At 37.6% G+C, this 22,947-nt stretch carries 23 protein-coding genes and 1 pseudogene; 14 read left to right on the top strand and 10 right to left on the bottom strand.

The genetic code is table 11. From position 1 onward, the window contains the following. Positions 1–7: 7 nt before the first annotated feature. The 13 genes and pseudogenes from cas5b (at position 8) to cas2 (KOLE_RS03355) (ending at position 13,358) form a co-directional block, all read left to right on the top strand. A complete protein-coding gene (cas5b, locus tag KOLE_RS03410; RefSeq protein ID WP_015868054.1) occupies positions 8–718 on the top strand; it encodes a type I-B CRISPR-associated protein Cas5b in 711 nt (236 codons plus the stop codon). Further along, complete coding sequence (locus KOLE_RS03405; RefSeq protein WP_015868053.1) at positions 711–3,041, top strand: CRISPR-associated helicase/endonuclease Cas3; 2,331 nt, start codon at positions 711–713, stop codon at positions 3,039–3,041. Before cas5b ends, KOLE_RS03405 begins: the two co-directional genes overlap by 8 nt. Beyond that, positions 3,038–3,535 (top strand): CRISPR-associated protein Cas4, encoded by a 498-nt coding sequence (gene cas4, locus KOLE_RS03400; protein WP_015868052.1) that lies wholly within the window; start codon positions 3,038–3,040, stop codon positions 3,533–3,535. Before KOLE_RS03405 ends, cas4 begins: the two co-directional genes overlap by 4 nt. A gap of 7 nt (positions 3,536–3,542) precedes the next feature. After that, positions 3,543–4,532, top strand: a complete 990-nt coding sequence (cas1b, locus tag KOLE_RS03395) for a type I-B CRISPR-associated endonuclease Cas1b (protein WP_015868051.1) — start codon at positions 3,543–3,545, stop codon at positions 4,530–4,532. Next, positions 4,511–4,804, top strand: a complete 294-nt coding sequence (cas2, locus tag KOLE_RS03390; protein ID WP_337442337.1) for a CRISPR-associated endonuclease Cas2 — start codon at positions 4,511–4,513, stop codon at positions 4,802–4,804. The genes cas1b and cas2 (KOLE_RS03390) overlap by 22 nt, the downstream gene beginning before the upstream one ends. Positions 4,805–4,824: 20 nt before the next feature. Next, on the top strand, positions 4,825–5,904 hold the full coding sequence (gene cmr1, locus KOLE_RS03385) for a type III-B CRISPR module RAMP protein Cmr1 (RefSeq protein WP_015868049.1): 1,080 nt from the start codon (positions 4,825–4,827) through the stop codon (positions 5,902–5,904). Further along, complete coding sequence (locus tag KOLE_RS03380; RefSeq protein WP_015868048.1) at positions 5,894–7,096, top strand: RAMP superfamily CRISPR-associated protein; 1,203 nt, start codon at positions 5,894–5,896, stop codon at positions 7,094–7,096. Before cmr1 ends, KOLE_RS03380 begins: the two co-directional genes overlap by 11 nt. A 33-nt stretch (positions 7,097–7,129) precedes the next feature. After that, a complete protein-coding gene (locus KOLE_RS03375; protein WP_015868047.1) occupies positions 7,130–10,111 on the top strand; it encodes a CRISPR-associated protein Csx11 in 2,982 nt (993 codons plus the stop codon). Beyond that, complete coding sequence (gene cmr4, locus KOLE_RS03370; RefSeq protein WP_015868046.1) at positions 10,108–11,052, top strand: type III-B CRISPR module RAMP protein Cmr4; 945 nt, start codon at positions 10,108–10,110, stop codon at positions 11,050–11,052. Before KOLE_RS03375 ends, cmr4 begins: the two co-directional genes overlap by 4 nt. Beyond that, complete coding sequence (locus KOLE_RS03365) at positions 11,052–11,450, top strand: hypothetical protein (RefSeq protein WP_015868045.1); 399 nt, start codon at positions 11,052–11,054, stop codon at positions 11,448–11,450. The genes cmr4 and KOLE_RS03365 overlap by 1 nt, the downstream gene beginning before the upstream one ends. After that, on the top strand, positions 11,450–12,280 hold the full coding sequence (locus KOLE_RS03360; RefSeq protein WP_015868044.1) for an RAMP superfamily CRISPR-associated protein: 831 nt from the start codon (positions 11,450–11,452) through the stop codon (positions 12,278–12,280). Before KOLE_RS03365 ends, KOLE_RS03360 begins: the two co-directional genes overlap by 1 nt. A 669-nt stretch (positions 12,281–12,949) precedes the next feature. Further along, positions 12,950–13,087 (top strand): annotated as a pseudogene (locus KOLE_RS11450) (type I-B CRISPR-associated endonuclease Cas1b); the annotation flags it as partial. A 1-nt stretch (position 13,088) separates the two neighbouring features. Beyond that, complete coding sequence (gene cas2 / locus KOLE_RS03355; protein WP_015868043.1) at positions 13,089–13,358, top strand: CRISPR-associated endonuclease Cas2; 270 nt, start codon at positions 13,089–13,091, stop codon at positions 13,356–13,358. 21 nt (positions 13,359–13,379) lie between these two features. On the opposite strand, the gene KOLE_RS11060 is transcribed toward cas2 (KOLE_RS03355), so the two are convergent. Beyond that, positions 13,380–15,203: a diguanylate cyclase domain-containing protein gene (locus KOLE_RS11060; RefSeq protein WP_015868042.1), complete on the bottom strand. Its 1,824-nt coding sequence runs from the start codon at positions 15,201–15,203 to the stop codon at positions 13,380–13,382. A 323-nt stretch (positions 15,204–15,526) separates the two neighbouring features. On the opposite strand from KOLE_RS11060, the gene KOLE_RS03345 reads away from it, so the two are divergent. Next, on the top strand, positions 15,527–16,201 hold the full coding sequence (locus KOLE_RS03345; protein WP_015868041.1) for a cupin domain-containing protein: 675 nt from the start codon (positions 15,527–15,529) through the stop codon (positions 16,199–16,201). Positions 16,202–16,299: 98 nt separating this feature from the next. On the opposite strand, the gene KOLE_RS03340 is transcribed toward KOLE_RS03345, so the two are convergent. The 9 genes from KOLE_RS03340 to KOLE_RS03300 all read right to left on the bottom strand — a co-directional run bounded on the left by KOLE_RS03340 (position 16,300) and on the right by KOLE_RS03300 (position 22,928). Next, positions 16,300–17,160, bottom strand: coding sequence for an ABC transporter ATP-binding protein (locus KOLE_RS03340; RefSeq protein ID WP_012745156.1), 861 nt, complete (start codon positions 17,158–17,160; stop codon positions 16,300–16,302). Beyond that, the gene (locus KOLE_RS03335) at positions 17,157–17,723 is read right to left on the bottom strand and encodes a hypothetical protein (RefSeq protein WP_012745155.1); all 567 of its coding nucleotides are present in this window, start codon (positions 17,721–17,723) and stop codon (positions 17,157–17,159) included. The genes KOLE_RS03340 and KOLE_RS03335 overlap by 4 nt, the downstream gene beginning before the upstream one ends. Further along, the gene (locus KOLE_RS03330; protein WP_012745154.1) at positions 17,716–18,072 is read right to left on the bottom strand and encodes a GntR family transcriptional regulator; all 357 of its coding nucleotides are present in this window, start codon (positions 18,070–18,072) and stop codon (positions 17,716–17,718) included. Before KOLE_RS03330 ends, KOLE_RS03335 begins: the two co-directional genes overlap by 8 nt. A gap of 15 nt (positions 18,073–18,087) precedes the next feature. Next, positions 18,088–19,113, bottom strand: coding sequence for a hypothetical protein (locus KOLE_RS03325; protein WP_012745153.1), 1,026 nt, complete (start codon positions 19,111–19,113; stop codon positions 18,088–18,090). 131 nt (positions 19,114–19,244) lie between these two features. Then, positions 19,245–19,805: a hypothetical protein gene (locus KOLE_RS03320; RefSeq protein ID WP_012745152.1), complete on the bottom strand. Its 561-nt coding sequence runs from the start codon at positions 19,803–19,805 to the stop codon at positions 19,245–19,247. Between the two features lie 165 nt (positions 19,806–19,970). Beyond that, the gene (locus KOLE_RS03315; RefSeq protein ID WP_012745151.1) at positions 19,971–20,594 is read right to left on the bottom strand and encodes a hypothetical protein; all 624 of its coding nucleotides are present in this window, start codon (positions 20,592–20,594) and stop codon (positions 19,971–19,973) included. A gap of 119 nt (positions 20,595–20,713) precedes the next feature. Then, on the bottom strand, positions 20,714–21,523 hold the full coding sequence (locus tag KOLE_RS03310) for a protease complex subunit PrcB family protein (protein ID WP_012745150.1): 810 nt from the start codon (positions 21,521–21,523) through the stop codon (positions 20,714–20,716). Positions 21,524–21,597: 74 nt separating this feature from the next. Further along, positions 21,598–21,849, bottom strand: a complete 252-nt coding sequence (locus KOLE_RS11800) for a CapA family protein (protein ID WP_083763182.1) — start codon at positions 21,847–21,849, stop codon at positions 21,598–21,600. Between the two features lie 56 nt (positions 21,850–21,905). Then, positions 21,906–22,928, bottom strand: a complete 1,023-nt coding sequence (locus KOLE_RS03300) for an alpha/beta hydrolase family protein (protein WP_012745149.1) — start codon at positions 22,926–22,928, stop codon at positions 21,906–21,908. Between the last annotated feature and the right edge of the window lie 19 nt (positions 22,929–22,947).

Below are 22,947 nucleotides of genomic sequence, written 5' to 3'. Positions count from 1 at the left end.
AGGGCTTATGAAAGTCCTCGTCTTAGATATCTCTAGTGATTATGCTCATTTCAGAAAACCATATACAACTACTTCTGCTCTAACGTACTCCATCCCGCCACGTACAGCAGTTCTTGGAATAATTGGTAGTATTCTTGGGATTTCAAGTGGAGGATTTGGAAAAAGTGAACATTCTAAGTTTTTTGAAACCAACAATGTAAAAACAGGGGTGCGATTGTTAACCTCCATAAAAAAGACGACTTTCAATCTTAAATATCTGCACACAAAAAATGGTGGTAGCATCTTGGTTCCTGTTGAATGTGTCGTTTCCCCGATTTACAGGATTTATGTATCTGGAAACGAAGATTTTTTGGCAAAGCTAGAAAGTGTGGTTAAAAACAAAGAATGTTATTACACTCCATATCTTGGAATTTCGGAGTTCTTAGCCTCAGTGAGCTATGTTGGTTTTTTTGAAGGAAAACGTGTTGATGAAATCCCGACGCTTGTGGATTCGGTAATTTATCTCTTTGATAAAGGTGAAATCAAATTCGAGAGTGGTTTGAATCTTTTCCATGAAACTCATGCTGTGAGGATGGATTGTGAGAGAAAAGTTCAGGAATACTCGGAAATAGTATATGAAGAGAATGGTAAAAAGATACAACTGTTGAAAAAATCAGAGAAAACAAGTGTTATTTCTCTTGTCATCGGTGAGCAAAAAGAGGTGATAATGCTTGTCTGAGGTTTATTCACACCCTCCAATGGGAAATGAACCTGGAAGATTATTGATCGACCATCTCAAAGGCGTATATTACCTGATGATGTCTGAAATAGAAACTGCAAAGAAATACATGGATTTTGAAAGGTTTCTTGGAGTTGAGTATTCAACCTTGAAACTTCTCGTAGAAGCGATAGCATATTTGCATGATCTGGGTAAAGCAACACCGGAGTTTCAGAAAAAGATCCGGAAGTTAAAATATGATAAAGAAAAATCTCTGCATGCTGTTCTGGGAGCATTTGCTGTTGGGAAATATTTGAAAGCAAATCTACCTGAAGAGAAACATTATTTGATTCCTCTTATAGTAACTCTCGTAAGAAGACATCACGGAAAAGCAGAATATCCTGAATTTGGTTGTGATCTAAATGATGAAGTCGATTTGTTGGAATGGCAGGTAGCCAATCTCGATTCTAAGTTTCTAAATGAACTTGCTTATAAAATCCAGATACCTAAGTTGGATCCTTTGGAACTTGAAGATAATGTAGATGAATGGCAGGATGAATTCCAGGATCATTTCTACGAAGTTAATGACATTCAGTCTTTCATTCTTTACATGTATCTTTCATCCCTGCTTGATTGGGCAGACAAAACAGATGCAGCGTTCAGGGATAGACCACTACCAAAAAGGGATCCAATTCCCAAAGACCTTGTTGAAGAGTATAGAAAAGTCTTGGGTTTTGACAATCCTGGAAGAGATCCAATGAACCAGCTTAGAAACAAATTCTATCATGAAGCTACTAATGATACCGACTTCTCCATAGGAATATTAAAAGGGAGAACAGGTATAGGCAAAACTTTGACTTTGTTTTCACTTGGGCTAAAACTCAGAGAAAAACTTACGAATAGTGATTATGTACCAAGAATAATCTATTGCCTTCCCTTTCTGAGCATAATAGATCAAACATATGAAGTAGCCGTAGAACTTTTCGAAAAAACTGGTAGATCATTTCCAACTGAGAATCAGGTTTTACAGCAACATCACCTATCTGATATAGAATACTCCACTAAAGAAGGCGAAGGCTATGAGAAATATCTCGCCGATCTTCTTATAAATTCCTGGAATAGTGAGATAATTATAACTACTTTTGTCAGTTTCTTTCATTCTATTTTCACAAATAAACGAAACATGAAATTTTTTAGGATACCTGGGTCAATAGTCTTGTTAGATGAAATTCAAGCTATACCTCCGAAGTATTGGGAACTGACAGGAAAAATATTGAAGCTTCTTGCTGATTATGGCGGAACTAAATTCGTATTCTCAACTGCTACTATGCCAAAGTGCTTTGGTATCTCTGGAAAACATCTCTATACTGGGGAAATTCCTCTGGATAGATTTGATCTTCATTATATCGGAGAAGTAACTTTCGAAAAATTCAAGGAAATATTTCTTAGAGAGGTCGTAGAAAAAGCCAGAGATGAGAGCAAAGGACTTATGGTGGTTTTAAATACAATTGGCTGTGCGAAAGCTGTACTGGAAGAAATATCGGAATTCGTAGATAAAAAATATCTATATTATCTATCTAGCGAAGTTCCCCCGATAGTAAGAAAAAACCGAATTGAGAAGTTAAAAAATCTTAAAGGTTTTCGTGTATTAGTCACGACTCAACTTGTAGAAGCTGGTGTGGATCTGGATTTTGATTATTGTATTCGTGATATTGGTCCTCTTGATAGTGTTGTTCAGGTTGCAGGAAGGGTGAACAGATCGAACAGGAAAAAGAAAGGACAGGTAATTCTTGTAGATATAAAAGAATTCATGGGTAAAAGAGATCCAAGTAAAATATACGATTCGGTTTTGTTGTTTGCTTCTAGAAAAGTACTTTCTAATAATGATAACTACAGTGAATCCATGCTTTATAATCTTGTTGAAATTTATCTTGCAGAAATCGAAACCAAGGGATTTGAAGAAGAATCGCGAATGATACTCAAAAACATTTATAAGCTGGAATTTTCAAAAATTAATGAATTTAAGCTCATAGAAGAAAGACCAACGAACCCTGTTTTTATAGAACTCGACGAAAATGCAAAAAATGCCTGGAAAAATTATCAGGAAATACTTTCAAAAGACATAAGCACACAGGACAAATTTGAGCTTCTAGCTGAAAAAAAAGATGCTATTAGGAAACTTGCTCCTTACATAGTTAATTACCGATTGAAATGGAATGAGTCAGAAAATGCTTTGCCACCTGTTGTTAATGGTTTCCACTATGTTTCTAACGACGAAAGGGAACTTCAAAGATACTATGACAGCGTAACTGGTTTTCATTCTGCAGGAAGTGATATTTATTGATAGACGTAAACGGTTATCTTATACTTTCATATTCAAACTGCCATCGCGAAGCATGGCTTGTAGCTCACAGAATTTTCCCTGAAAATGATAATACTAATCTTGCCCTTGGAAGACTTCTTCACGAAACTTCGTACGAAAACAAAGGGGAAAAGGATGTTGCCATAGATAACATAAAACTGGATCTTGTTCAAGAAAAAAATGGCAAAACAATTGTAAGCGAGATTAAGAAATCGAAGTATTCCCTTGATGGAGCTCGCGATCAATTGCTCTTTTATTTAAGAAGGCTCAAAGAAATGGGAGTTGAAGCTGAAGGTTTGCTTCTTGTTCCAAAGGAAAGAAAACGGATACCTGTTATTCTTACCGCGGAAGAAGAAAAACGTATCCGAGAAATGAGCGACGAGATCCAAAAATTGGTTGATGGTCCAATTCCTCCAATAGAAAGATCACAAAATCGTTGTAAGAATTGCGCTTATTACACTTATTGTTGGGTGTGATGTATGTATGAAGAGAGTGTTATATCTATTCACTTCGGGGAAATTACTGAGAATGAATAATACGCTTGTTTTTGAAAAAGAAGATGGGAAGAAGGTTCATCTACCCGTGGAGCAAACAGATTCTATATGTGTCTTTGGAGAGCTTGAGCTGAACAAAAGGGTACTTGATTTTCTTACAAAACAGCAGATTCCAATTCACTTTTTCAATCGTTATGATTACTACTCTGGAACGTATTATCCACGCGAACACTTGAATTCTGGCTTTCTGGTCTTAGAACAGGCAAATTTCTATAATGATGGGGCTAAGCGAATTAATTTGGCAAGAATTTTTGTGAAAGGTTCAATGGGTAATATGATAAGTGTTTTGGCTTATTACAACAGACGTGGGAAGGATTTGGAAGAGGATATAGAAAAGCTTAAAAAACTTATGAACCGTCTTGAAGAAATGGCATCAGTAGATGAAATAATGGCGATTGAGGGTAATTTCAGAGATCTTTACTATAAATGCTTCGATAAAATTATTGACAATAAAAGCTTTGAATTTGTGAATAGATCAAGGCAACCTCCGTTGAACAGAATCAATGCGCTTATCAGTTTTGGTAATACAATGCTTTATACAACGGTTCTTGGAGAAATATACAGAACGCACCTTGATCCCCGTATAGGATTTCTTCATACAACTAACTTTAGAAGTTTCTCATTAAATCTTGACGTTGCAGAGATATTCAAGCCCATTATTGTAGATAGGCTCATATTTTCTCTCATAAACAAAAAACAAATACAGGCAAAACACTTTGCAAAGCATCTTGAGGGGATATATATGAATGATAAAGGTAAGGAGATTTTTGTAAGAGCCTACGATGAAAAGCTAAAATCCACATTTAAACACCCACAGTTAAAAAGAAATGTTTCATACAGATATCTCATAAGGCTTGAGCTCTATAAAATTGAAAAGCACATCACCGGTGAAAGAGTATACGCTCCCTGGAAAGGATAAGAAATTATATTCTGATTGTTTATGATGTTAAGGAAAAACGTGTAAACAAGATATTGAAGATTTGCAGGCAATTTCTTGATTGGGTTCAAAATTCAGTGCATGTAGGAGAATTAACAAAAGCTGTTTTCGAAAAACTCAAAGTGAAACTTACCAAGGTTACTAACAAGGAGGAAGATTCAATCAGAATCTCCAAAATTCGAACGGGAAAAATGTTGAGGCTTGAGATATTAGGAATACACAAAAAACAAGTGTTAGACAATGGAATAATATAAAAAACCAGAGGTGATCGAGAGTGAGGAATGAGCCAATCACATTCAAAATCAAAACATTGACCCCGTTATGGACAGGCGGAGCAGATGAAAAGATGGACAGAATACACGAAACAGGAATCATAGGAAGTATCCGCTGGTGGTATGAAGTTGTTGCAAGGGGTTTGGGATATCATGTTTGTGATCCGACTTCAGATAATCGCTGTGGTTTATCCGGTAAAGAAAAGAACAATGAAGAGAGGATTTCAAAACTTTGCCCTGCTTGCTATTTGTTTGGAACAACGGGATGGAAAAGAATGTTCAATTTGCAGATAACAAGTGAGGGGAAACAACCAGTTGAAGGAAATAAAATATTTTGTCAGGTTACTAATAGTAAAATTAATAAAAATTGGTTGAGAAAGGTTTTTGAACAGAATCTTGATGATAAAAACTTCTTTGGTTCTCTTGAACTCAAAATTCTTTCTAGAAATAGTGAAAAACAAGTTGAAGATCAGCTGAAAGCCGTTCTTTCAATCATGAGTGAATTTGGTTCGATTGGAGCCAAACCTCAATTTGGTTATGGTCTGTTTGAACTTATAGATAAGAAAGAAACAAAGGAATCACTTCGAAAAATTCACAAATTTCTTGAGAAAAATAACTTTAAGAAAAGTAATAGTGATGAAGGAATTTTTTCACTTAAGAACTATTGGAAATTTGAAACGGATGAAATTGAAGCGAATGATATTAAGAATACTTTTCTCAAGAATCCAAAATATATAGGTAGTAATCATAATGATTTATATATATCAATGTCCTTTGATATTAGATATATGTTGCGAAAGAGATATCTCCAAAAGAGCAAATCAAAAGAAGCGACATCAGAAATTTTCGGAGGAACAAAAGGCGATAAATGGGCGAGTAGAGTATTTGTAAGCAGTTTCTATAAAGAGAACCAGCATGATGATAAATATAAGTTGCGCATTTGGGGATTTACAGAGAGATATATTGCAGATATTATTCGCGAAATATTTATTGAAAATGGAGAATATAATAAAATTTTTTCTAACATTGAGATTGTTACTCTAAACAAGACGCTAAGAGAGGTGACCGAAATTGATTCTTGACTATAATTCGCAATCCATCTTTGAAATTCAGGGGAAAGGAATCATAAGGGAGCTCACCAAAGAATTCAAGAACGAACAACCAGATGGGAAAAAAATCATAGAAGTTCTCAATAAATTAAGCAATTCAGAGCTAACAGTAGTTTTCAAATATTTCGAAACTCAAGAAAATTCTGATGGGGGAAATTACGTAAGAAAGGTTTATAAGGGAAGAAAGAAAAGCGAAGATATTAATGATAACAGATTAAGTAAGGAATTTTACCTCAAAATTGATGAGGAAATCCTTAAAATTTTACCGCCATATTCATTCATTATCGAATTTGAATTCACTCTTGAAAAGCCCTATATATCCAAAGATGATGAAAATTTTACGATTATTGAAAACTCTATAAAGCGAGAGAAAGTGCTTGGTTGCCCTTACATTCCAGGATCTACCTGGAAGGGTTGCCTTCGTTCGGCATTATGGCAAGAAGGTATGAAAGAAAACAACAAGCAAATCATTCGTATATTTGGGAATGAAAGACAGGAAAAAGATAGTTTTCGTCAAGGACGGCTCCACTTCTTTCCAACATTTTTTAGTAAATGCAGTTTCGAAATCATAAATCCTCATGATAGAAAGACTCGTACCGGTACAATGCCAATACTTATTGAGTGTGTTCCCATCGGTGAAAAAGGGAAGTTCTCGCTTCTGTATGTTCCTTTCGATCTTATTGGAAAAGAACAGGAAGAAATCAAGAATCAAACGCTTGAAGATCTGAAACTTATAGTTAAAGGACTTAAGGCAATGTTCACTGTATATGGTTTTGGTGCAAAAACATCAAGCGGATATGGACTAGCCAGTAACATTATAGAAAACGGAAAAGTCTACACTGATATTTCCATAAAGATAGAGAAAGAAACCGAAGCAATAAAACTGCCTAAGAATTTTCGTAAATATCTCAATGAAAATGGTACCGTGAGAAGTGAACTTGTAGATAGTGAAACTGGAGAACTGCTCAGTAATAACAGATTTCAGGAAAAGAAAGGTGAGCTCGGTTTTCAGAGCGGTAATGAATTCTCTCAATTCAAACGTTGGTATAAGGAGAAGGGAGAAGCTTATAGAAATCAACTAAATGTCAAAGATTCTCCAAAAAATATGTGTGAGTTCAATAGCTTTGATGAACTGATTGATATGTTAAAAAAATATATGCTTTGAATTCCCATTCAGAAACAGTGGGAGGTATTTCAGATGAGTAAAGACTTGACAGTTCTTGCGGAAAACAGAGATGTTTTGCTTACTGCCGAAATAGCGGCTTGGTTGCATATGTTAGGAAAATATACTAAAGAATTTATAGATAGTGATCTTTCAATGTCTTCAAAATTGCCAAACAGTATATCCAAAAATCTTAGGAGACTCTTTAAAGAAGATTTGCTCAAAAATTCCCAAAAAAAGCTACCAGTACAAGAGTTGCAGACTCCCCTTATAATAGAAGAATTTATCTCAAAACATGAACTAGGGAACAATAAAATAAAAAATGACCCAAATGCATTCAATAAACTGATGAATGATGCTCATGGTCGTGGTTCTGGTACAGAAAAAGGAGTTTTAAAAAGTGGTGCTTACTCGTCTCAACACAATTCAAGTATCCGCATATCAACTGCTTTTGGCTATGAAGAGGATCCCATAGATGTTAATGAAATTGATCTAAATTCCAAGGATCTTTATATTTTTATCGAAAGTGCCATTATAGAGGCACAGAAACTTTTACAAATTAACAAGACTGGTAATTTTGAAAAATGGAATGAACTTAGAATAGGAATAATAAATGCCGTGAATCAACACTTTACAAAGACAATAGGAGATACAAGAAGACCAATAAACGATGTTACACTTTGGGATCAAACAGTTTCTTCGGTTGCTTTTTTCAAGGCAGAACTTGCAGAAGGACTTATAAATGGTTATAAGGATCCTTTTGATGAGAACAGCAAATACACTTTCAGATATCTCCATATGACATTTAATGGTGAAGAATATTTGGCAAAAGGGATTGGGATTGGCGATATTGCAAGTCGAAGAAAGCTGATTGATGAAGCATTTGACGGAGTTAAGTTGATTATTGAAGTTGAGTATCCTTTGGGCTTAGAAATATATAGAGACATAAATGGGATAACCTTCCTAATTCCAAAACTAAGTGAAAAACTAGAAATTGATGATTTGATCATCAATGAAGGTGTTACTTTGAAACAGAGAATTTTGGATGAGGTTATTGCCATTACGAAGGGTGAAATAACTCCATACTTTTATATCAGCGAAAAGTCTTCCAGAAATCTTTATAATTTGGGTTCCATGATATCAAAGAAAACTGATACCAATATTCCTTCGCTAAGATTGCAAAATCTCTGGATTCAGAAAGCCGAACTATGCTCTTCTTGTTGCATAAAGCCTGTTGATAGTAATTCCATGAGAAATAAGCAAAAGAGATTGTGCCAAGAATGTTCAGAGAGAATTACGGGTAGAGCAAAACAGTGGTTAGATAGTAGGAAAGAACAAACTATATGGATCGATGAAATCGCAGATTCAAAGGGAAAAATAGCACTGCTTAGTTTTGGTTTCAACTTGAATAGTTGGATCGGTAATGCAGACAGTCTTTCAACATTCAGAAATCTCAAGAAGACCGTTGGTTTTTCATTCGCAGAACTCATGAGAGAGCTAACGACACCGGTAAAATTGCTGGAAATGCAAAAACTCAAAAGTATTGGGAATAAATATGTTTTAAGAGATCGTAAGACAGCTGATGGTCTTTATAACTTCATGGTCGGTTCTGAAGATCTCGAAGTTAACAAAGAGCTCACAAAATATGAGAAATTGGCCCTTTCAATTTGGCGGAAACCTCCTTCATTTGCAAGGGTTCGTAGAGTTTGGGAGACAACAAGCAAGTTTTGGGGTGACGCACTTGCTGACATTAGAAAAACCGTGGGAATGCGAGATAAAAGGCTTATTCTTAAAATCCAAGCAAATAATCTAAGAGATCTTAATGTTAATAATGCTTATGAAGTTAAAGTCAATGGCATCAGATTCACTGTATTCTACGAAGCTAATAATCCAAAAGGCGCTAATGAATTCTCCAATTTTGTGATAATTGAGAACCTTGAACTATTAGCTAAGAAGTTAAATATTGATACTAAAAGCAATTGGAAAAATCTGGTTGATGGCATTAAAGAAATACTGAATGGTAAAAATATAGATTTCTACAACTCCAATAGCCCCACAAAAAAATTAGCCATTTCAAGGATCGGGGATATTGAAATTGAATCATGTAGTTACTCTCCAGTGATTGAAATAACAAAAGATCCGGAAAGATTCATGGTTCTTGTTCCAGCCAATAAAGCGCTTAAGGTTGCCAAAAAGATAAAGAAAAAATACGAGAAAGAAATGGGCAAAGTCAGAAATCGGCTACCTATGAATCTTGGGATAGTGTATGCAAGATATCATACAGCACTTCCAGCAATTATAGATGCCGGACGCCGATTTATGCGATTAAATAATAAACAGGAAACTTGGAGGTTAGCAAAGCAACCGGATGAATTTCCTGATCATTTCAAATTGTCATTTGAAAATGGGCAGATTTGGAAAATCCCTTCAAAGATGGGGGATGGTTCAAAAGATATATGGTATCCGTATTTTTATGTTGTAAATAATGACAAAGCTGAACTTGAAAATAGGTCTCTTTCTTTCAAAGGGCCATCTGGAGAGTGGTTGATTCATGTGTCAGAACTCAAGATAGGTGATGAAATTCTCGTCATACCATCATATTTTGATTTTGAATACCTTTCTTCGGCTTCCCAGAGGTTTGAGATAAGCTATAACGATAAAAACAACAAAGTCCAAAGGCGTTCGGATAACAGAAAGCAGCGGCCATATTATCTCGACGATCTGGACGATATCGAAAGGGTATGGGCAACGCTCTCAACAAAACTCCCAAACAGCCAGATAAAGAAATTGAACAGCCTTGTAGAAAAAAAGCGAAGGGATTGGGCCAGTTCTTTGGAGGATAATGATGAAGTCTTCAAAGCTTATGTTGAGTATGTTGTTGGCAATCTTAAATGGAAACCATCGCTCAGCAACGATGAAAGAAAGAAAATCATTGATTTCTGCGTGAATGGGAAACTCTCTGATGTGCTGGAAATTCACATGAGCATATTAAAGGATAAAACGGGGGTGATAGAATGAACAATGAACTTTATAAAAAGAAGAAATTCATTTTCATGACACTTGACCCGATACATATAGGAACAGGTGGAGCAAATTTGGGGATAGTTGATAACACAATAGTGAGAGAAGCTGGTTCAAATTTACCAATAATCCCAGGAACAAGCCTTTCAGGGGCTGCAAAAATGTACGCTGCGATGCTTATTGGCAACCTAGATGTTGCTGGACAAGCAGTAAAGAATAGCAATCCAAATAATCCAGTATCATATACCTTTGGTTATATAAATGGCTCCGGTTCTGAGCAATCGGGTAGAGCGGGTATGGTTAGCTTATCAGATGCAAGAATAATTCTGTTCCCAGTTTATTCACCGGAAGGAACAGTGTGGGTGACCACCAAGAATCTATTATGTGAAATTGGAATTGATGTCAAACCTTGTTTTGATGAAGAAAAGGCTTATCTCTTGAATGGCAATGCTGCAAAGGGAAAAATCAAAATTGGCTGGTTATACATCGATGTTGAAGGCATAAATGCTGAAGAGCCCAGTTTTGATGGGTTGAAAGAAAGCAATGACTGGAAACTTGTCAAAGATAGGATTTATATAGTCTCTGATAAGTTATTTACACGGATAGTCAATGATAATCTTGAAACAAGAACTTCTGTTGCGATAAATCCAGAAACAGGTGCTGCGGAGGATCGTGCTCTCTTCACTTATGAAGCTATTCCAAGAGCCACATGGTTGTACTCCACAGTTATTCAAGATGATTATTCTCCCGGGAAGTTTAAAAAGGTAATGATGGAATTTAAGAAAAATGGGAAGACAAATGAGATTATAAATAACTGGAAGTCACCCATGGATGTTGTTGAGGATGGGTTCAAAGTTATCGAATATCTTGGTATAGGTGGAATGGTCACAAGGGGCTTCGGTAGAATGAAACTGGTCTCTTCGGACGGTGATGATTAATGAAAAACCTTGATTACATTGCCGCGAAATCAGGAAATGAAATTCTCAACAAATTGAATGCGATAGATGCAAAAGAACTTGAAAAACTCATTAATGATACTCTTTTAGTTCTTCATGGAGAAGGCGTCTACGCCTGTATTCTTTATCTATATGCACGGGATAAGAAAAAAGACCAAACTGCAGATAAAATTGTTAAAGAGCTACTTAGTACAGCAGGTAAAGCTTTGCAAATCGACCTTGAAAATTTGGACAAGGAAATACAATCGCCGGAAGATGCACTAAATCTAGTTAATGAAAAGATATGTAATAATACTGATTTTCTTTTCCTCGTGAAAGATCTCTGGGAGAGAACTCTTATCTATGCTCGATATGGTGCTAAAGCGAAGGTGAAAGAATAATGAGCTGGAAAATGTATAAAGTTGTTCTTCAACTCCTCTCGCCGCTGCATATAGGTAAGAGGAAGATCGGAAATCTTCAACAAACTAGATATTATGTTCCAGGCAGAACTCTTTGGGGGGCGTTGACAGCCAGAATAGCAAGAGAGTATGAAAATTTCGATTATGAAAAAACAGGCAAAGATGTTGACGAGTTTCTCAGATTCTGTTATTTCTATCCTTCAGATGATGACAAAAAAATAACCCTTTTCCCTTGGGAAAACCTGGACGAATTTGAGTGGAAATATATACAAAGCTATGTTACCACTGCGTTAGATTCAAATACAAGAAAAGCTGAGGGTGGCAGCTTACATGAAATAGAATATATTGCTCAAAAAACAAGAGAAAATAAGAAAGTGTATCTTATTGGCTATATCTTCGAGCGAGATGGCTCTAAGTTAAAGTGGAAAGAGGTACTATCCAAAGTTCAGCTAGGTGGTGAAAGAACCTATGGTTGGGGTAGAGTAGTAGTTTCTAGTATTATGGAGACACATAAGTTAGATTACCCTGGCTATAAGGTCGAACTTAATGAGGATACTCCAATAGTAAAAGCTTCTAAATCTGATTCTAAGCCTTATGCCTTAATTTCCCATGTGCTTTTTGATGAACAGCTCAATAATCATATTGTGAGAGGAAACATAGAACCTTTGGTTGGACTTGAAACTAATATGAAAAACGGGAATTTTGGCTCAAAAGTTTCAACAGCAAAAATATGTTGGACGCCTGGAACTGTGTTCGAGGAAGAATATAGCTTTTTGATATGTCAAAAAGGCATATGGAAGTTCGAATCATAATTTATTCAATGTCAACCACTGATAAGTAGAAATTGCCAAGGGATCGACAGGAGTCTAGAAAATAATAGTAGAGGAGTTCTGAAACACTTAGCTCTTTAATTCAAACTATACACTTAGAAGAAAGAATAAAGAAAATTACCGAAAAGGCATAGAAAGCTGGTAAACTAGTTATGGAGTTAAACACAACAAACAGATACCAATAATTACAATTAATATTCATCAACTTTTTAAGTTCTATGTGCAAAGAAATTTTTTCTAAGGCCTTAATACAAAGTACCACTACTCAATTATTATACAAATCTTGCCGCATCTCATTTCAAAAATTACAGTTCCATCTGTAATATGTTTGTTTTCGTAACACTCTACCGAAAAATACGTTGAAACAGCATTTCTCCATTTGTCCCGATGATAGCGGGGTACCATATGAATGTCAGAAACCGAATTGAATTCAAGGAATTTATTTAACAACACGTAAGATAGCATACTTTGCCGTGTTTACCTTATTTGTCCTTGATCATAAAGTGTTCTTTAGTTTCCTTACTGGGTTCATCTAGCTAAGTGCATAGTTTGGAGAACCGTATTATCGTTGATTTCCATGAGCCTTGTATCCCACCTATATGTAGTTTGTATGTGCTAATAAGGATAGGTATAGTAGGTTTCTACAGCAAAGATGAAAAGCTAAAATCCACATTTAAACACCCACAGTTAAAAAGAAATGTTTCATACAGATATCTCATAAGGCTTGAGCTCTATAAGATAGAAAAACATATTACAGGGGAAAAAGAATATATCCCATGGAGAGGTTAAAGTGTACGTTTTGATTGTGTACGACATAGGAGAGAAGCGGGTAAACAGAGTCTTGAAAGTTTGCCGCCGTTATCTAGATTGGGTACAAAACTCTGTACTTGAAGGCGAAATAACCAAAACAAATCTTGAAACGTTGAAATCACAGCTAAAACGCATAATAAAAGTTGAAGAAGATTCTGTTCGAATATACAAGCTTCGGACTGAGAATGATGTTAATCTCGAAATACTCGGAATAGATAAAAAACAAGTATTTGATGATGGAATTATTTAAGGTACCACCAAGAACACAGATTCAATTCCTGTCATTTGAATTCTCCAGAATTCTTATGTTCCTTTCTTCTCCGTTATTGCATTTTAATCTTTTATCACGGTACATATTCATATCGGCATGTTTCAGGAGTTGGTCAATATTTTCACCATCATCTGGAAATACGGCAACACCTATACTTCCACTGATTTTCACACTTTTGCCTTTGATGTTTATTGGTTTTTCTATAACTTCAATTATGCGTTTAGCTACCTTTGCCGCATTTTCAGCATCTGTGTCCGGCAATGCGAATACAAACTCGTCTCCACCAAGGCGGGCGACAAGATCACCCTCTCTCAAACAGGATTTGAATCTTTTGGTAATTTTTTTGAGAACCAAATCGCCAACATCATGTCCGAATGAATCGTTTACTTCTTTGAAGTGATTCAAATCAAGATATAGAATACTCAAAGGTGATTTTCTCCGTTTCGCAAGAGCAATGTACTGTTTGGCTCTTTCGGCGAATAAGCGTCGGTTTGGCAGATCAGTCAGTGGATCGTGTTCGGACATGAATTTCAATTGTTTCTTTTGTCTTCTAAGTTCCTCCTCTAGTTTTATTCTCTTCAAAATAACGGCAACCTGCTGGCTTAATATCTTTGCCATTTCTATGGAATCTTCATCGAAAGCGTTCGAGCTACTAAAACTGTCGAGGCAGAAATAAGCTACGGGTTCACCATTTATTTTGACCGGAATGGAAAGCATGGTTTTGATTTCATCAATGCGCCCGTATTTTTTCAGGATTTCCAATCTTTCAGCGTCGAGATTTTTGTCTATGCTAACGAGGTCAGTAACAATCAACACATTATCTGTATTTCCCTGCGCCAGTTCTTCCGGTTTGAAGAAGATTTTTTTCAATTTCTCAAGGTTGTATCCAACAGCAGCAACAAGCCGAAAGACCCCTGTTTCATCTTTCATCAGAAGGCTTCCTGCTTCAGCACCTGGGACTACCTCAACCGCGTGTTCCACCAATCTTTGATAGGGATTTTCGTCTAATTCCATTTGGAGTATCTCGTTGAACATTTCTGTGAGGGCGCGGTGAAATATGGCAAAACGCTCCAGCCTGAGCTGGTTCTTTTTTTGTTCAGTGATATCTCTTACCAGCATCAAAACTTCTTTTTCGTTCAATGCTACTATTCTGGCTTCAAAATAACCTAGACCGGTAAACGTTTTCGATGAATACTCAACAGTCTGTACCTCATTGGTATCGAGTGCTTTTTCAATTCCCTCAAATAACTGATTCAGGGTTTTATGATCAAAACCAGTATTTTTTATGTTGTTGCCAATGATTTTTTCCGGTGGTATTGCCAGTAAATCTTTTCTGTCTGCCTTAAAATTCAGATAGGTACCGTCTCTTGAGATAACAAAGATCATATCAGGGATGGCGTTTAAGAGAGCCTGGTTTTTTCTCAGACTTTCGAGTAGTTTTTTCTGGGATTCTTTTAGTTCTGTTATATCTCTGTAAATACCAACTACCCCGACAACTTTTTTTCCATCATAGATAGGTGCACTAAGAATTGATACAGGTAAACGTGTTCCGTCTTTTCTTTGTCTTATGGTTTCATTGCTTATGTTTTTTCCAGAGAGAGTGATTTTTGTTATTTGCATTGCCTCGGCTTTTAATTCCGGGTCTTTAGCGACTATGTCATCCACGAAATGTCCAATAACTTCATCGTATTGGTAACCGAACATTTCGCAGAATTTTGGGTTCGCTCGAAGGATACGATTTTTCTCATCGCAAATTACAATCCCTTCAGGGCTGCTTTCAAAGAGTTTCTCGAAATATCGGTGCTCCATCGGAAGCTTGTTCATTAAAATTTCCCCCCGCTTTTGTTTTAGAGTGAAACGATGAGTTGAGATAGCAAAGTTGTGTCAGATCGAAATACTCCTCCTTCTATTGTTTTTGATCGAATTTTGATTACTAAAGAGAAAGAAAAAATGTTTTCACGCTTGTGATATAAACTTTTATTTAAATTATACTACTTGATCCCCATAAAATTACTCTTACTGAAAAAAAAGAACGGTTTTCCGAACAGAAAACATTGGACTATTCAAGTAAAGACTAAGTAACAATATATTATTGCTTAGGAAAACTGTCCTGTAATTCTGAAAATAAATTAAGGAGGATTTGAGAAATGACAGTGTATGAGATGTTAAAAGAAATGGCTGATAACTTTAAAAGCAAGGTAGAACCAGATTACACCTTTCTGGCACAGTTAAATGTAGAAGATACGAATGAATCGTTCTACATCAAGATTGATAATGGCGAGGTTATCCTGGGCAAAGGTGTAAATAACGAAGCCGATGTTATTTTAACTACAACTTATGATGTTTTGCGCCAGATATACGAAGGGAAGTTCAACGCAATTACAGCTGCTGCGAAAGCCAATTATCTGGATAAAGCGCCTCTGGACTGGAGATTTTCGAATAATAAGAAGATTACTCCTGATACTATTGCCCGATTCAATTATCTTGGTATGCACCTTTTCAACAGAAGTGATCCTGAAAAGGTTTTGTTGGATGAAGAACATTCAAGGGTTGTTCACGGAGGACATGCTATAGGTTTGTACTATGCCACGGGGCTCAGAAGCGCCTGGTATATGCTGAAAAAGGGTGAGAGTTTGAATCAGGAAGGCGATACGAATCCATTTCATCAAGCGATGATTTTTATTGAAGGCGAGGGTTTTGCTAAGATTGGGGATAAGACTGTAAAGGTAAAGAAAGGCGAGTCGTATTACATTCCACCGAATACGAGTCACGTAGTCTGGACAGAAAGCGATGAACCATTGGTATTGATCTGGCTCGCCTGAGGAAAAGGTGCCTGATAAGCCATTATTTTCATAAGTTTTTAGGAAGTAAAAACGCCCTTCAGCAATTTATTTGCATGAAGGGCGTTTTGATCAAATTATCAAAGGGTAAAAGGGCTATCGTTGATCTGATTGTCGGAGGTGCTGTTTTCAAAAGGTTTGAATGCTTTCTTCCCTTGAAGGTAGCCCAGGACTATTTCTTTGAAGTTAGCGTATCTTCCGATGTTTTTATCGGTTTTTACGAGAATTTCGTCGTTTACCAGACCGATCAGTTCTCCATCATCTATGTTCTCGTTTCTTGAAACCATCCTGTGGATTTCTTTTGCTCTATCAATGGAATCAGTATAAAGGACATGACCTTCGAAGATTATCGCAAAAGATGAAGCGACTTCTTCCAGGTCATAGATTTCATGAGATGAAATAATCACGGTTTTTCCTTTCTGGACACTGTAATCTCTCAGTATATTGGTTACTTCTTCTCGTATTACGGGATCCAGATTTTGGGTGGGTTCATCGAGTATAAGCAAATCAGCATTGCTCGATACCACCAGCGCTAAGTTAAAAAGCGTTCTCATCCCCATGGAATAGGTTTCCACGGGTTGGTCCATGTTGAATCTGTAATGTACGGAGAAACTGTTGAATGTTTTATCCTGCCAATTCGGGTACAGCATTTTCCACATTTTTATATAATCTTCGCCTTTGAATCGCCTGAAAGTCAAACGGTCTTCAGTCATCACAGCTATTCCGGTTTTGAGCGGAGTGCAGAGTTCTTTTCCAAAGACATTTATTGAACCGCTTTCGGGTTTTAACTCTCCATAAAGGCATCTAAGCGTTGTGGTTTTTCCGGCACCATTTGGTCCGACCAGAGCAAATATCTCTCCTTCTTTTACAGAAAAACTTATGTCATTGAGTACAGGCTTTGTACCGAATTTTTTATTTATTCCTTTAATTTCTACGATCATTTTTGAACCCCCTTCTTTGTAAATATGAGATAGGAGATCAGCAATGTAGCTATTGCTACACCTGTAACTGCTAGCGATTTTCCCTGGTAAACCGGGCTAATATAGAAATAAGGATTTTCATAAGTTGAGCCAAGACCTCCCATAATAATGTCAAGAATAAATATGAGAAAAGGGATTCCAAAGTTGTCCAGGCCAGCGATTACACTGAGCATGGAAACCGCATAATAAAATCCAATAAAATTCAATGATCTCCACAAATTTATCCCTGTATAAATAAATCCGCGTCCAAAAAGTGCAGCTCCCAGAAACTCTGTTGAGGTGGTTATTCCAACAAGGAAAAGGAGTGAAATCCAGAAAAGCTCACCATGAGAATATGGTAAGGCCAGAAGGTTTGAAATCCTTTTGTTGTGTATGTCTGCAGGCAAAACGGTGGTAACCAGTAAAAATAAGAACAACATCCTGAATCCGTAGTTGGGAATGAGTAATCCTAAGGAGAAAACGGCTATTCTACCAGCTTTTTCGCTCATTTCTTTCATAAAATAGGCTTCTATTTTTTTAAGCATTTTTCCAAACCTCCTCCAGAAGTACTTTTGCCATCTCGAGATCTATACCTTTTTCCTTCAGTTCTGCTACCATTCTTTCTATGATCTCAATAGCTTCTTTTCCAACTTCATTTGTAACTTTCACAAAATATCCAACCCCATGTTCCGCTTCAAGCAAACCTTCAAATTGTAAGCGTTCCAGTGAGTGAAGCACTGTATTTGTATTTACTCCAAAAATATCAGCCATTTTTCTTACAGGGGGAAGACGGTCACCGTCTTTCAGTCGTCCCAACAATATCTCTTTTTTGATGTCATTCATGATTTGAATATATGCCGGGACGCCGGAATGTTTGTCAACCTTTCGTAGCATGTTACCACGCTTCTTTCAATAATAGGATTTTGAAACATTTATAATTCCACTTGTGTTTATATCCAGGTTTCCGTTGTTATTGCGCGGGATATACAGCTTGATATTACCCGCAAGGCTGTCAGCATTGATAAATCGCTTGCCTTCCCAGGTGTCCATGTAGGTTATTTTTGCGTTCATGCTTGTGGAGTTGATAATAATTTTTGAGGTTCCACGTAGGCTCGTTTTGATATTTACAGCCTGGCTGTTGTTGATGGTCAAATACTCAACTTCCATCTTGTTTTTGATTGATACAGCTACCATGCCATTTAATCTAAGGGTCTTGCTTTTTATATCCCCTGCAATGCTGCAGGCTACTCCCTGTAAAATGACATTTTCGGCGTTTATATAACCATCGATTTTTATAGCCTCACCTTCAATTTGTAGGGTGTCTGTTTTAAGTCCATCCGGGATTTCTACCGCAACCGCGTTTATTTTGATTGAAGAGTGGAAGTTTTTGGTGCCTAACACGATTCTTGCCGTTTTGTTTTTCCAGCTTTTTGGCATGTTTATGTGAAGCACATTGTTGTTGTCGTAATAGTATTCCAAGTCGTCAGGTATTAGAATTTTGTCACTTCGTGGATCGGCTTCTATTATGACTCCCACACTACTAATAACTAAATCAGAAGCATCATCAATGAAGATTTCTGGTTCCAATATTTCATTATATTTGGTTGAGTTTTTCAGATCAGGGTTGTAATCGTAGTCATAATTTTCAAAACGGGACAGGTTTTTTAAAAAACCCTGACTGTATAAGTTGTTGAGAAAAGAAAAATCTAGGTTCGTAAGCCCTTTGATTCCTGCGATTACGACTAAAGGTATCACAATCAGGATAATCGTGAGGGTAATAAAAAGTGTTTTGAATTTTTTCAGGCTTATTGCAAAGATTATGATACCAACTGTTGCGAGAAGTAGTTTGAATGTGAATACCGGTACAACTATTGCTAGCAACCCCAGAGCTGCTGCCAATGCTATTTTTAGAATCGTAGAGTAACGTTCGTTCATTGGAAGTACCTCCTCCAAGTGTTGTAGTGTTCTACTTTATTAGAACACTAATCAACTAGTTTGTCAAGAATTACCAAATAAAAAGCGGGAGCATTAGCTCCCGCTTTGACTGCTGAGAATTATTGAGTTACTTATTTACGGCAGTTTTTGGGACCAAATTCGTTCTGGACATTTTCAGGTGTTCCGAATCCATTGTCAGAACCTAACTTTCCAAAATAACTTCTCGTTCTTACCGTATTTCTGCTCTGAACGTTGGCCTGTGCGGTTCCAATGTTTTCCATGGGGGCGTTACCTGCCATTCGTTTCTGTGCCCAGACAACGGTTCCGTCTTCATCCCTGAGAACTACTTCGGTTCCACCAACATTTATGCTGTTCAATACTACGTAGCTTTCTGAATCGCCAACAACAAGTTTTCCTTCGATGCTGACGGTTACTCCAATTTCTAACTCGACACCGTCATATGACCAGATTGGACCGGTGTGAATTTCGTAAATACTTCCATCTTCAGCTTCCACAACTATTACTGTGGTACTGTCAAAGTTAATTTCAACAATGGTTCCTTCGATGGTTATCTCCTCGCTGCTGGTACAGGTGCAATCAGCATCGCAATACTGATGCAGTGGTTCAGCAAATATGCTTACACTCAAAATAAGAACAGCTACTAACGTTGTGATAAGAATACCCTTTTTCATACTTTTCACCTCCATAATGATGTTATTGATGCTAACCTTCGACTCTATGATAGGAGGTAAATCTTAAAAAGAAATTAGACAATTCCTCAGAATTTTTTGATCGGTGGAATTGCACAAATAAAAAACGGGAGCTAATGCTCCCGTTTTCGTTATTCGGATTTAAAATTATCTCCAGCAGTATCCAGGGCCAAAGTTGTTCTGGGTGTCCATGTTCATTCTGAAACCGCCGCGGGGTGCTGCCTTTCCAAAGGAACCTCTTGCTCTGCCTGGAGCTGTTCGGGCTGTTCCAAATCTTCCCATGGGGGCATTGTCATTCATTCTGCCTCGTGCCCAGTTAATGAATCCGTCTTCGTCTCTAATGACTACTTTGTTTCCATCTACGTCTATAACATTCACTACGACATAACTTCCAGAATCAGTCGTAACCAGTCTTCCTTCGATACTGACAGTTGCTCCTACTTTGAGTTCGATACCGTCGTATAACCAGATGGGACCGGTGTGAACTTCGTAGGTGCCTCCGTCTTCGGTTTCGACGATGATCTTCATTGTGGAATCAAATGTGGTGTCAACGATGGTTCCTTCGATAGTAATCTCTTCACCGTCCAAACAGGTTCCGTCACAGTACTGGTGTAGGGGCTGAAAATCATCCTGAGTGGTTCTGTACGCGTAACCTGCTCCGGGAACATTAGATGCCTGATCCGTTTGACTCCATCTGCCACCAAACGCAAAGATACTTGCACTTACGATAAGAACCGCTACCAACGTTGTAATAAGAATTCCTTTCTTCATACCTTTCACCTCCAGATTTAGGATTACCAAGCTTCGATTCTATGATAGGAGGTGAAACTTAAAGCAATCTTAGACAATGCTTAGAGTTTGCTTAGAGTTTTTTGCCCGCAGAAACCGCGTCAGTGGTACTTAAGTTCTGTCTCGAAGGATTGCAGGGTAACATCACCGTCTTTGATGGTTTTCAATCGTAAGATCACCTTATAATATCCGGGGGCTATCCCGGAAAGTTTTATGATTTGCGTCGGGTAGGTTAGCACCTGCGTTGTGAAAGCCCCTTTTGGCGGCGCTTTGAGGGTGGCGGTAACCACTATTTTATTTTCGTATCGTTCTACACTTTCTATTTTGAGAGAGTAACCACCTGTGGGCATTTCACCGGCGGAAACAACCAGGTAAACGTCTTCATCCTTTTTGATTTCATTGGTAAGAGAGAGCTCATTTTCTAAAAAGTGTGCTGGAAATATCCCGGGCTCACGAATATTCTGGACAGAAAGTTTCACTGTTTTAAAGGGTAGCTTAACTTTCACAACATCAAAGATTTCTACTTCAATACCAAGAACTTCGATTTTCTCCGCTGTTTTGGGTAGAATCAACAGTTGTGGTTCTAGAGATAGATAGAAAGTGCTTTTAACAAGGGGTAAAGTTTTTTTCACAAAGAATCCCGGCCCCTGAATCTTGATTTCAGTATATTTGGTTTTAACGTCTGAGATTCCGATAAACCACCAGCCTTCTATTATGAACACATAAGAATTCGACTCGGGAACGGTTAGGTTCAATATCTGAACATTGGTGGTTCTCGTACCGAAAGGTTTGAAAGGAATGTTATCAAAAACGTTCTTAACAGGCATAAGGGTTATATTGGATATATCCGTTTGAGCAAAAAGCATTCCAACAAGCAGAATAAAAATCGAAATAACACATACTTTCTTCATTTGGGCACCTCCCCGGATGACTTTACCAGGGTACAGCATGCTGTACCCTAACGGAAATACTACTAATGATGGATTCAAAGCTTAGACATCTTTTGGAACCTTAAAGTTCCTGGTTTTACCACAAGTGGTTCTTCCTCTTCACTCAGTAATAGTTTAACAACCGAAGTTGTCTTTGTGTAAACCGGGTTCATGGCAGTCGTCCAGTTTCCTAGTGAGTAGAAAACGATGCCTTTTCTGCCATCAGCTGTTGTGTAGCACTCAAAGTCCTGCAGAACATGGGGATGATGACCGATAATCACATTCGCTCCTTCATCCAGAATCTTCATGGATCAGATAGTCTTGTCACTCGTTTTCTCGGACTCTCGGCTCTCGTTTTATTATCTCATTTGATACTCTCGTCATCAATTGGTTCTTCCACTTTTGTGGATTCGAGCAAGCGCATTCTCTTTTTGGCTTCTTTAATCCCCATTTTCTTTAAAACGAATTTTCCCAGGGCATATTCAAAAGGAAGCCAGGAAACATGTCCCATTGGAACGATATATCTTTTGGGTTTGCCGAGCAACTTCCAGAGGAGCTTCCGGCTTTGTTTAGGCAGAGTTCTGTCGAAAAAGGCCTCGATCATGGTGACTTTGTCTGCGGGGATAAAGGGAGCGTAGGCCAGTGGATCAACTTTGAACAAAGGGTGAACATCTGAGTTCAGGAGATCATGAACACTCGAGAAGCTTTTTAACCTTTTTATATCATCATTGAAAGTTCTTATGAGTCTCTCTCTGTCGTTCAAAAAACCCGTTTTTCCCTCTCCGCTTTTAAATTTGCGCCTGGCAAATATCAGGGTTGGTGATTCCCACAGAATTCTTGCCATGTTGCCACCAACAGTCATGAGGATTGCCTGTTTTATCCTGTCTTGCTCAAGGGCATTGACAATAATTGAAACCATTCCACCAAGACAATAACCAAGCACACAATTATTATCGAGCCAGACACCTTCCTGTTCGAGCAGGTCGAGAGTAGTTCTTGTATCCACAACGGCGTGTTCCCAGAAGGAAATGAGCCGGTTTAAGTCTGTAGAGAAAAAGTCTTTTCCACTCACTGAATGATCTGCCGTTCTGGTGTAATTGCCGGGCAGGATCATGACAGAAGACTGAAGGCCTGCACTCGCTAAATGGCTTCCCATCCAGAACAGGAATGGGATGTTTCTTGATCCTAACCCATGAAGAATGAGAATAGAACCCGCAGGTTTTTCCTTTGGCGTAAAGTGGTAGATTTCTACCATTTCGGTCCCTTTAGCGGCATGTTCGTAGAAAGAGGGATATTTGATTATGGAACACCTGTAGTGCTTACCTTTGAATATATAGCCGCTGGAAAAATCTATTTTTCTTTTCTCGTAATCAAAGGTGGGGTTCATGCTATCCTCCCCTTTTTAG

The organism is Kosmotoga olearia TBF 19.5.1, from assembly GCF_000023325.1.
Classification (GTDB): Bacteria; Thermotogota; Thermotogae; order Petrotogales; family Kosmotogaceae; genus Kosmotoga; species Kosmotoga olearia.
Note: the sequence above shows the minus strand (reverse complement) of the source record. Positions and strands in the feature narration are given on the sequence as shown.

Excerpts from the sequence above, each read along its gene's own strand:
- KOLE_RS11060 (WP_015868042.1), bottom strand. The coding sequence starts at position 15,203 with ATGAACAAGCTTCCGATGGAGCACCGATATTTCGAGAAACTCTTTGAA.
- KOLE_RS03310 (WP_012745150.1), bottom strand. The coding sequence starts at position 21,523 with ATGAAGAAAGTATGTGTTATTTCGATTTTTATTCTGCTTGTTGGAATG.
- cas1b (WP_015868051.1), top strand. The coding sequence starts at position 3,543 with ATGAAGAGAGTGTTATATCTATTCACTTCGGGGAAATTACTGAGAATG.
- KOLE_RS03330 (WP_012745154.1), bottom strand. The coding sequence starts at position 18,072 with ATGCTACGAAAGGTTGACAAACATTCCGGCGTCCCGGCATATATTCAA.
- KOLE_RS03300 (WP_012745149.1), bottom strand. The coding sequence starts at position 22,928 with ATGAACCCCACCTTTGATTACGAGAAAAGAAAAATAGATTTTTCCAGC.
- KOLE_RS03340 (WP_012745156.1), bottom strand. The coding sequence starts at position 17,160 with ATGATCGTAGAAATTAAAGGAATAAATAAAAAATTCGGTACAAAGCCT.
- KOLE_RS03345 (WP_015868041.1), top strand. The coding sequence starts at position 15,527 with ATGACAGTGTATGAGATGTTAAAAGAAATGGCTGATAACTTTAAAAGC.
- KOLE_RS03320 (WP_012745152.1), bottom strand. The coding sequence starts at position 19,805 with ATGAAAAAGGGTATTCTTATCACAACGTTAGTAGCTGTTCTTATTTTG.
- KOLE_RS11800 (WP_083763182.1), bottom strand. The coding sequence starts at position 21,849 with ATGAAGATTCTGGATGAAGGAGCGAATGTGATTATCGGTCATCATCCC.
- cas5b (WP_015868054.1), top strand. The coding sequence starts at position 8 with ATGAAAGTCCTCGTCTTAGATATCTCTAGTGATTATGCTCATTTCAGA.
- KOLE_RS03365 (WP_015868045.1), top strand. The coding sequence starts at position 11,052 with ATGAAAAACCTTGATTACATTGCCGCGAAATCAGGAAATGAAATTCTC.
- KOLE_RS03325 (WP_012745153.1), bottom strand. The coding sequence starts at position 19,113 with ATGAACGAACGTTACTCTACGATTCTAAAAATAGCATTGGCAGCAGCT.
- KOLE_RS03315 (WP_012745151.1), bottom strand. The coding sequence starts at position 20,594 with ATGAAGAAAGGAATTCTTATTACAACGTTGGTAGCGGTTCTTATCGTA.
- cmr4 (WP_015868046.1), top strand. The coding sequence starts at position 10,108 with ATGAACAATGAACTTTATAAAAAGAAGAAATTCATTTTCATGACACTT.
- KOLE_RS03335 (WP_012745155.1), bottom strand. The coding sequence starts at position 17,723 with ATGCTTAAAAAAATAGAAGCCTATTTTATGAAAGAAATGAGCGAAAAA.
- KOLE_RS03375 (WP_015868047.1), top strand. The coding sequence starts at position 7,130 with ATGAGTAAAGACTTGACAGTTCTTGCGGAAAACAGAGATGTTTTGCTT.
- KOLE_RS03360 (WP_015868044.1), top strand. The coding sequence starts at position 11,450 with ATGAGCTGGAAAATGTATAAAGTTGTTCTTCAACTCCTCTCGCCGCTG.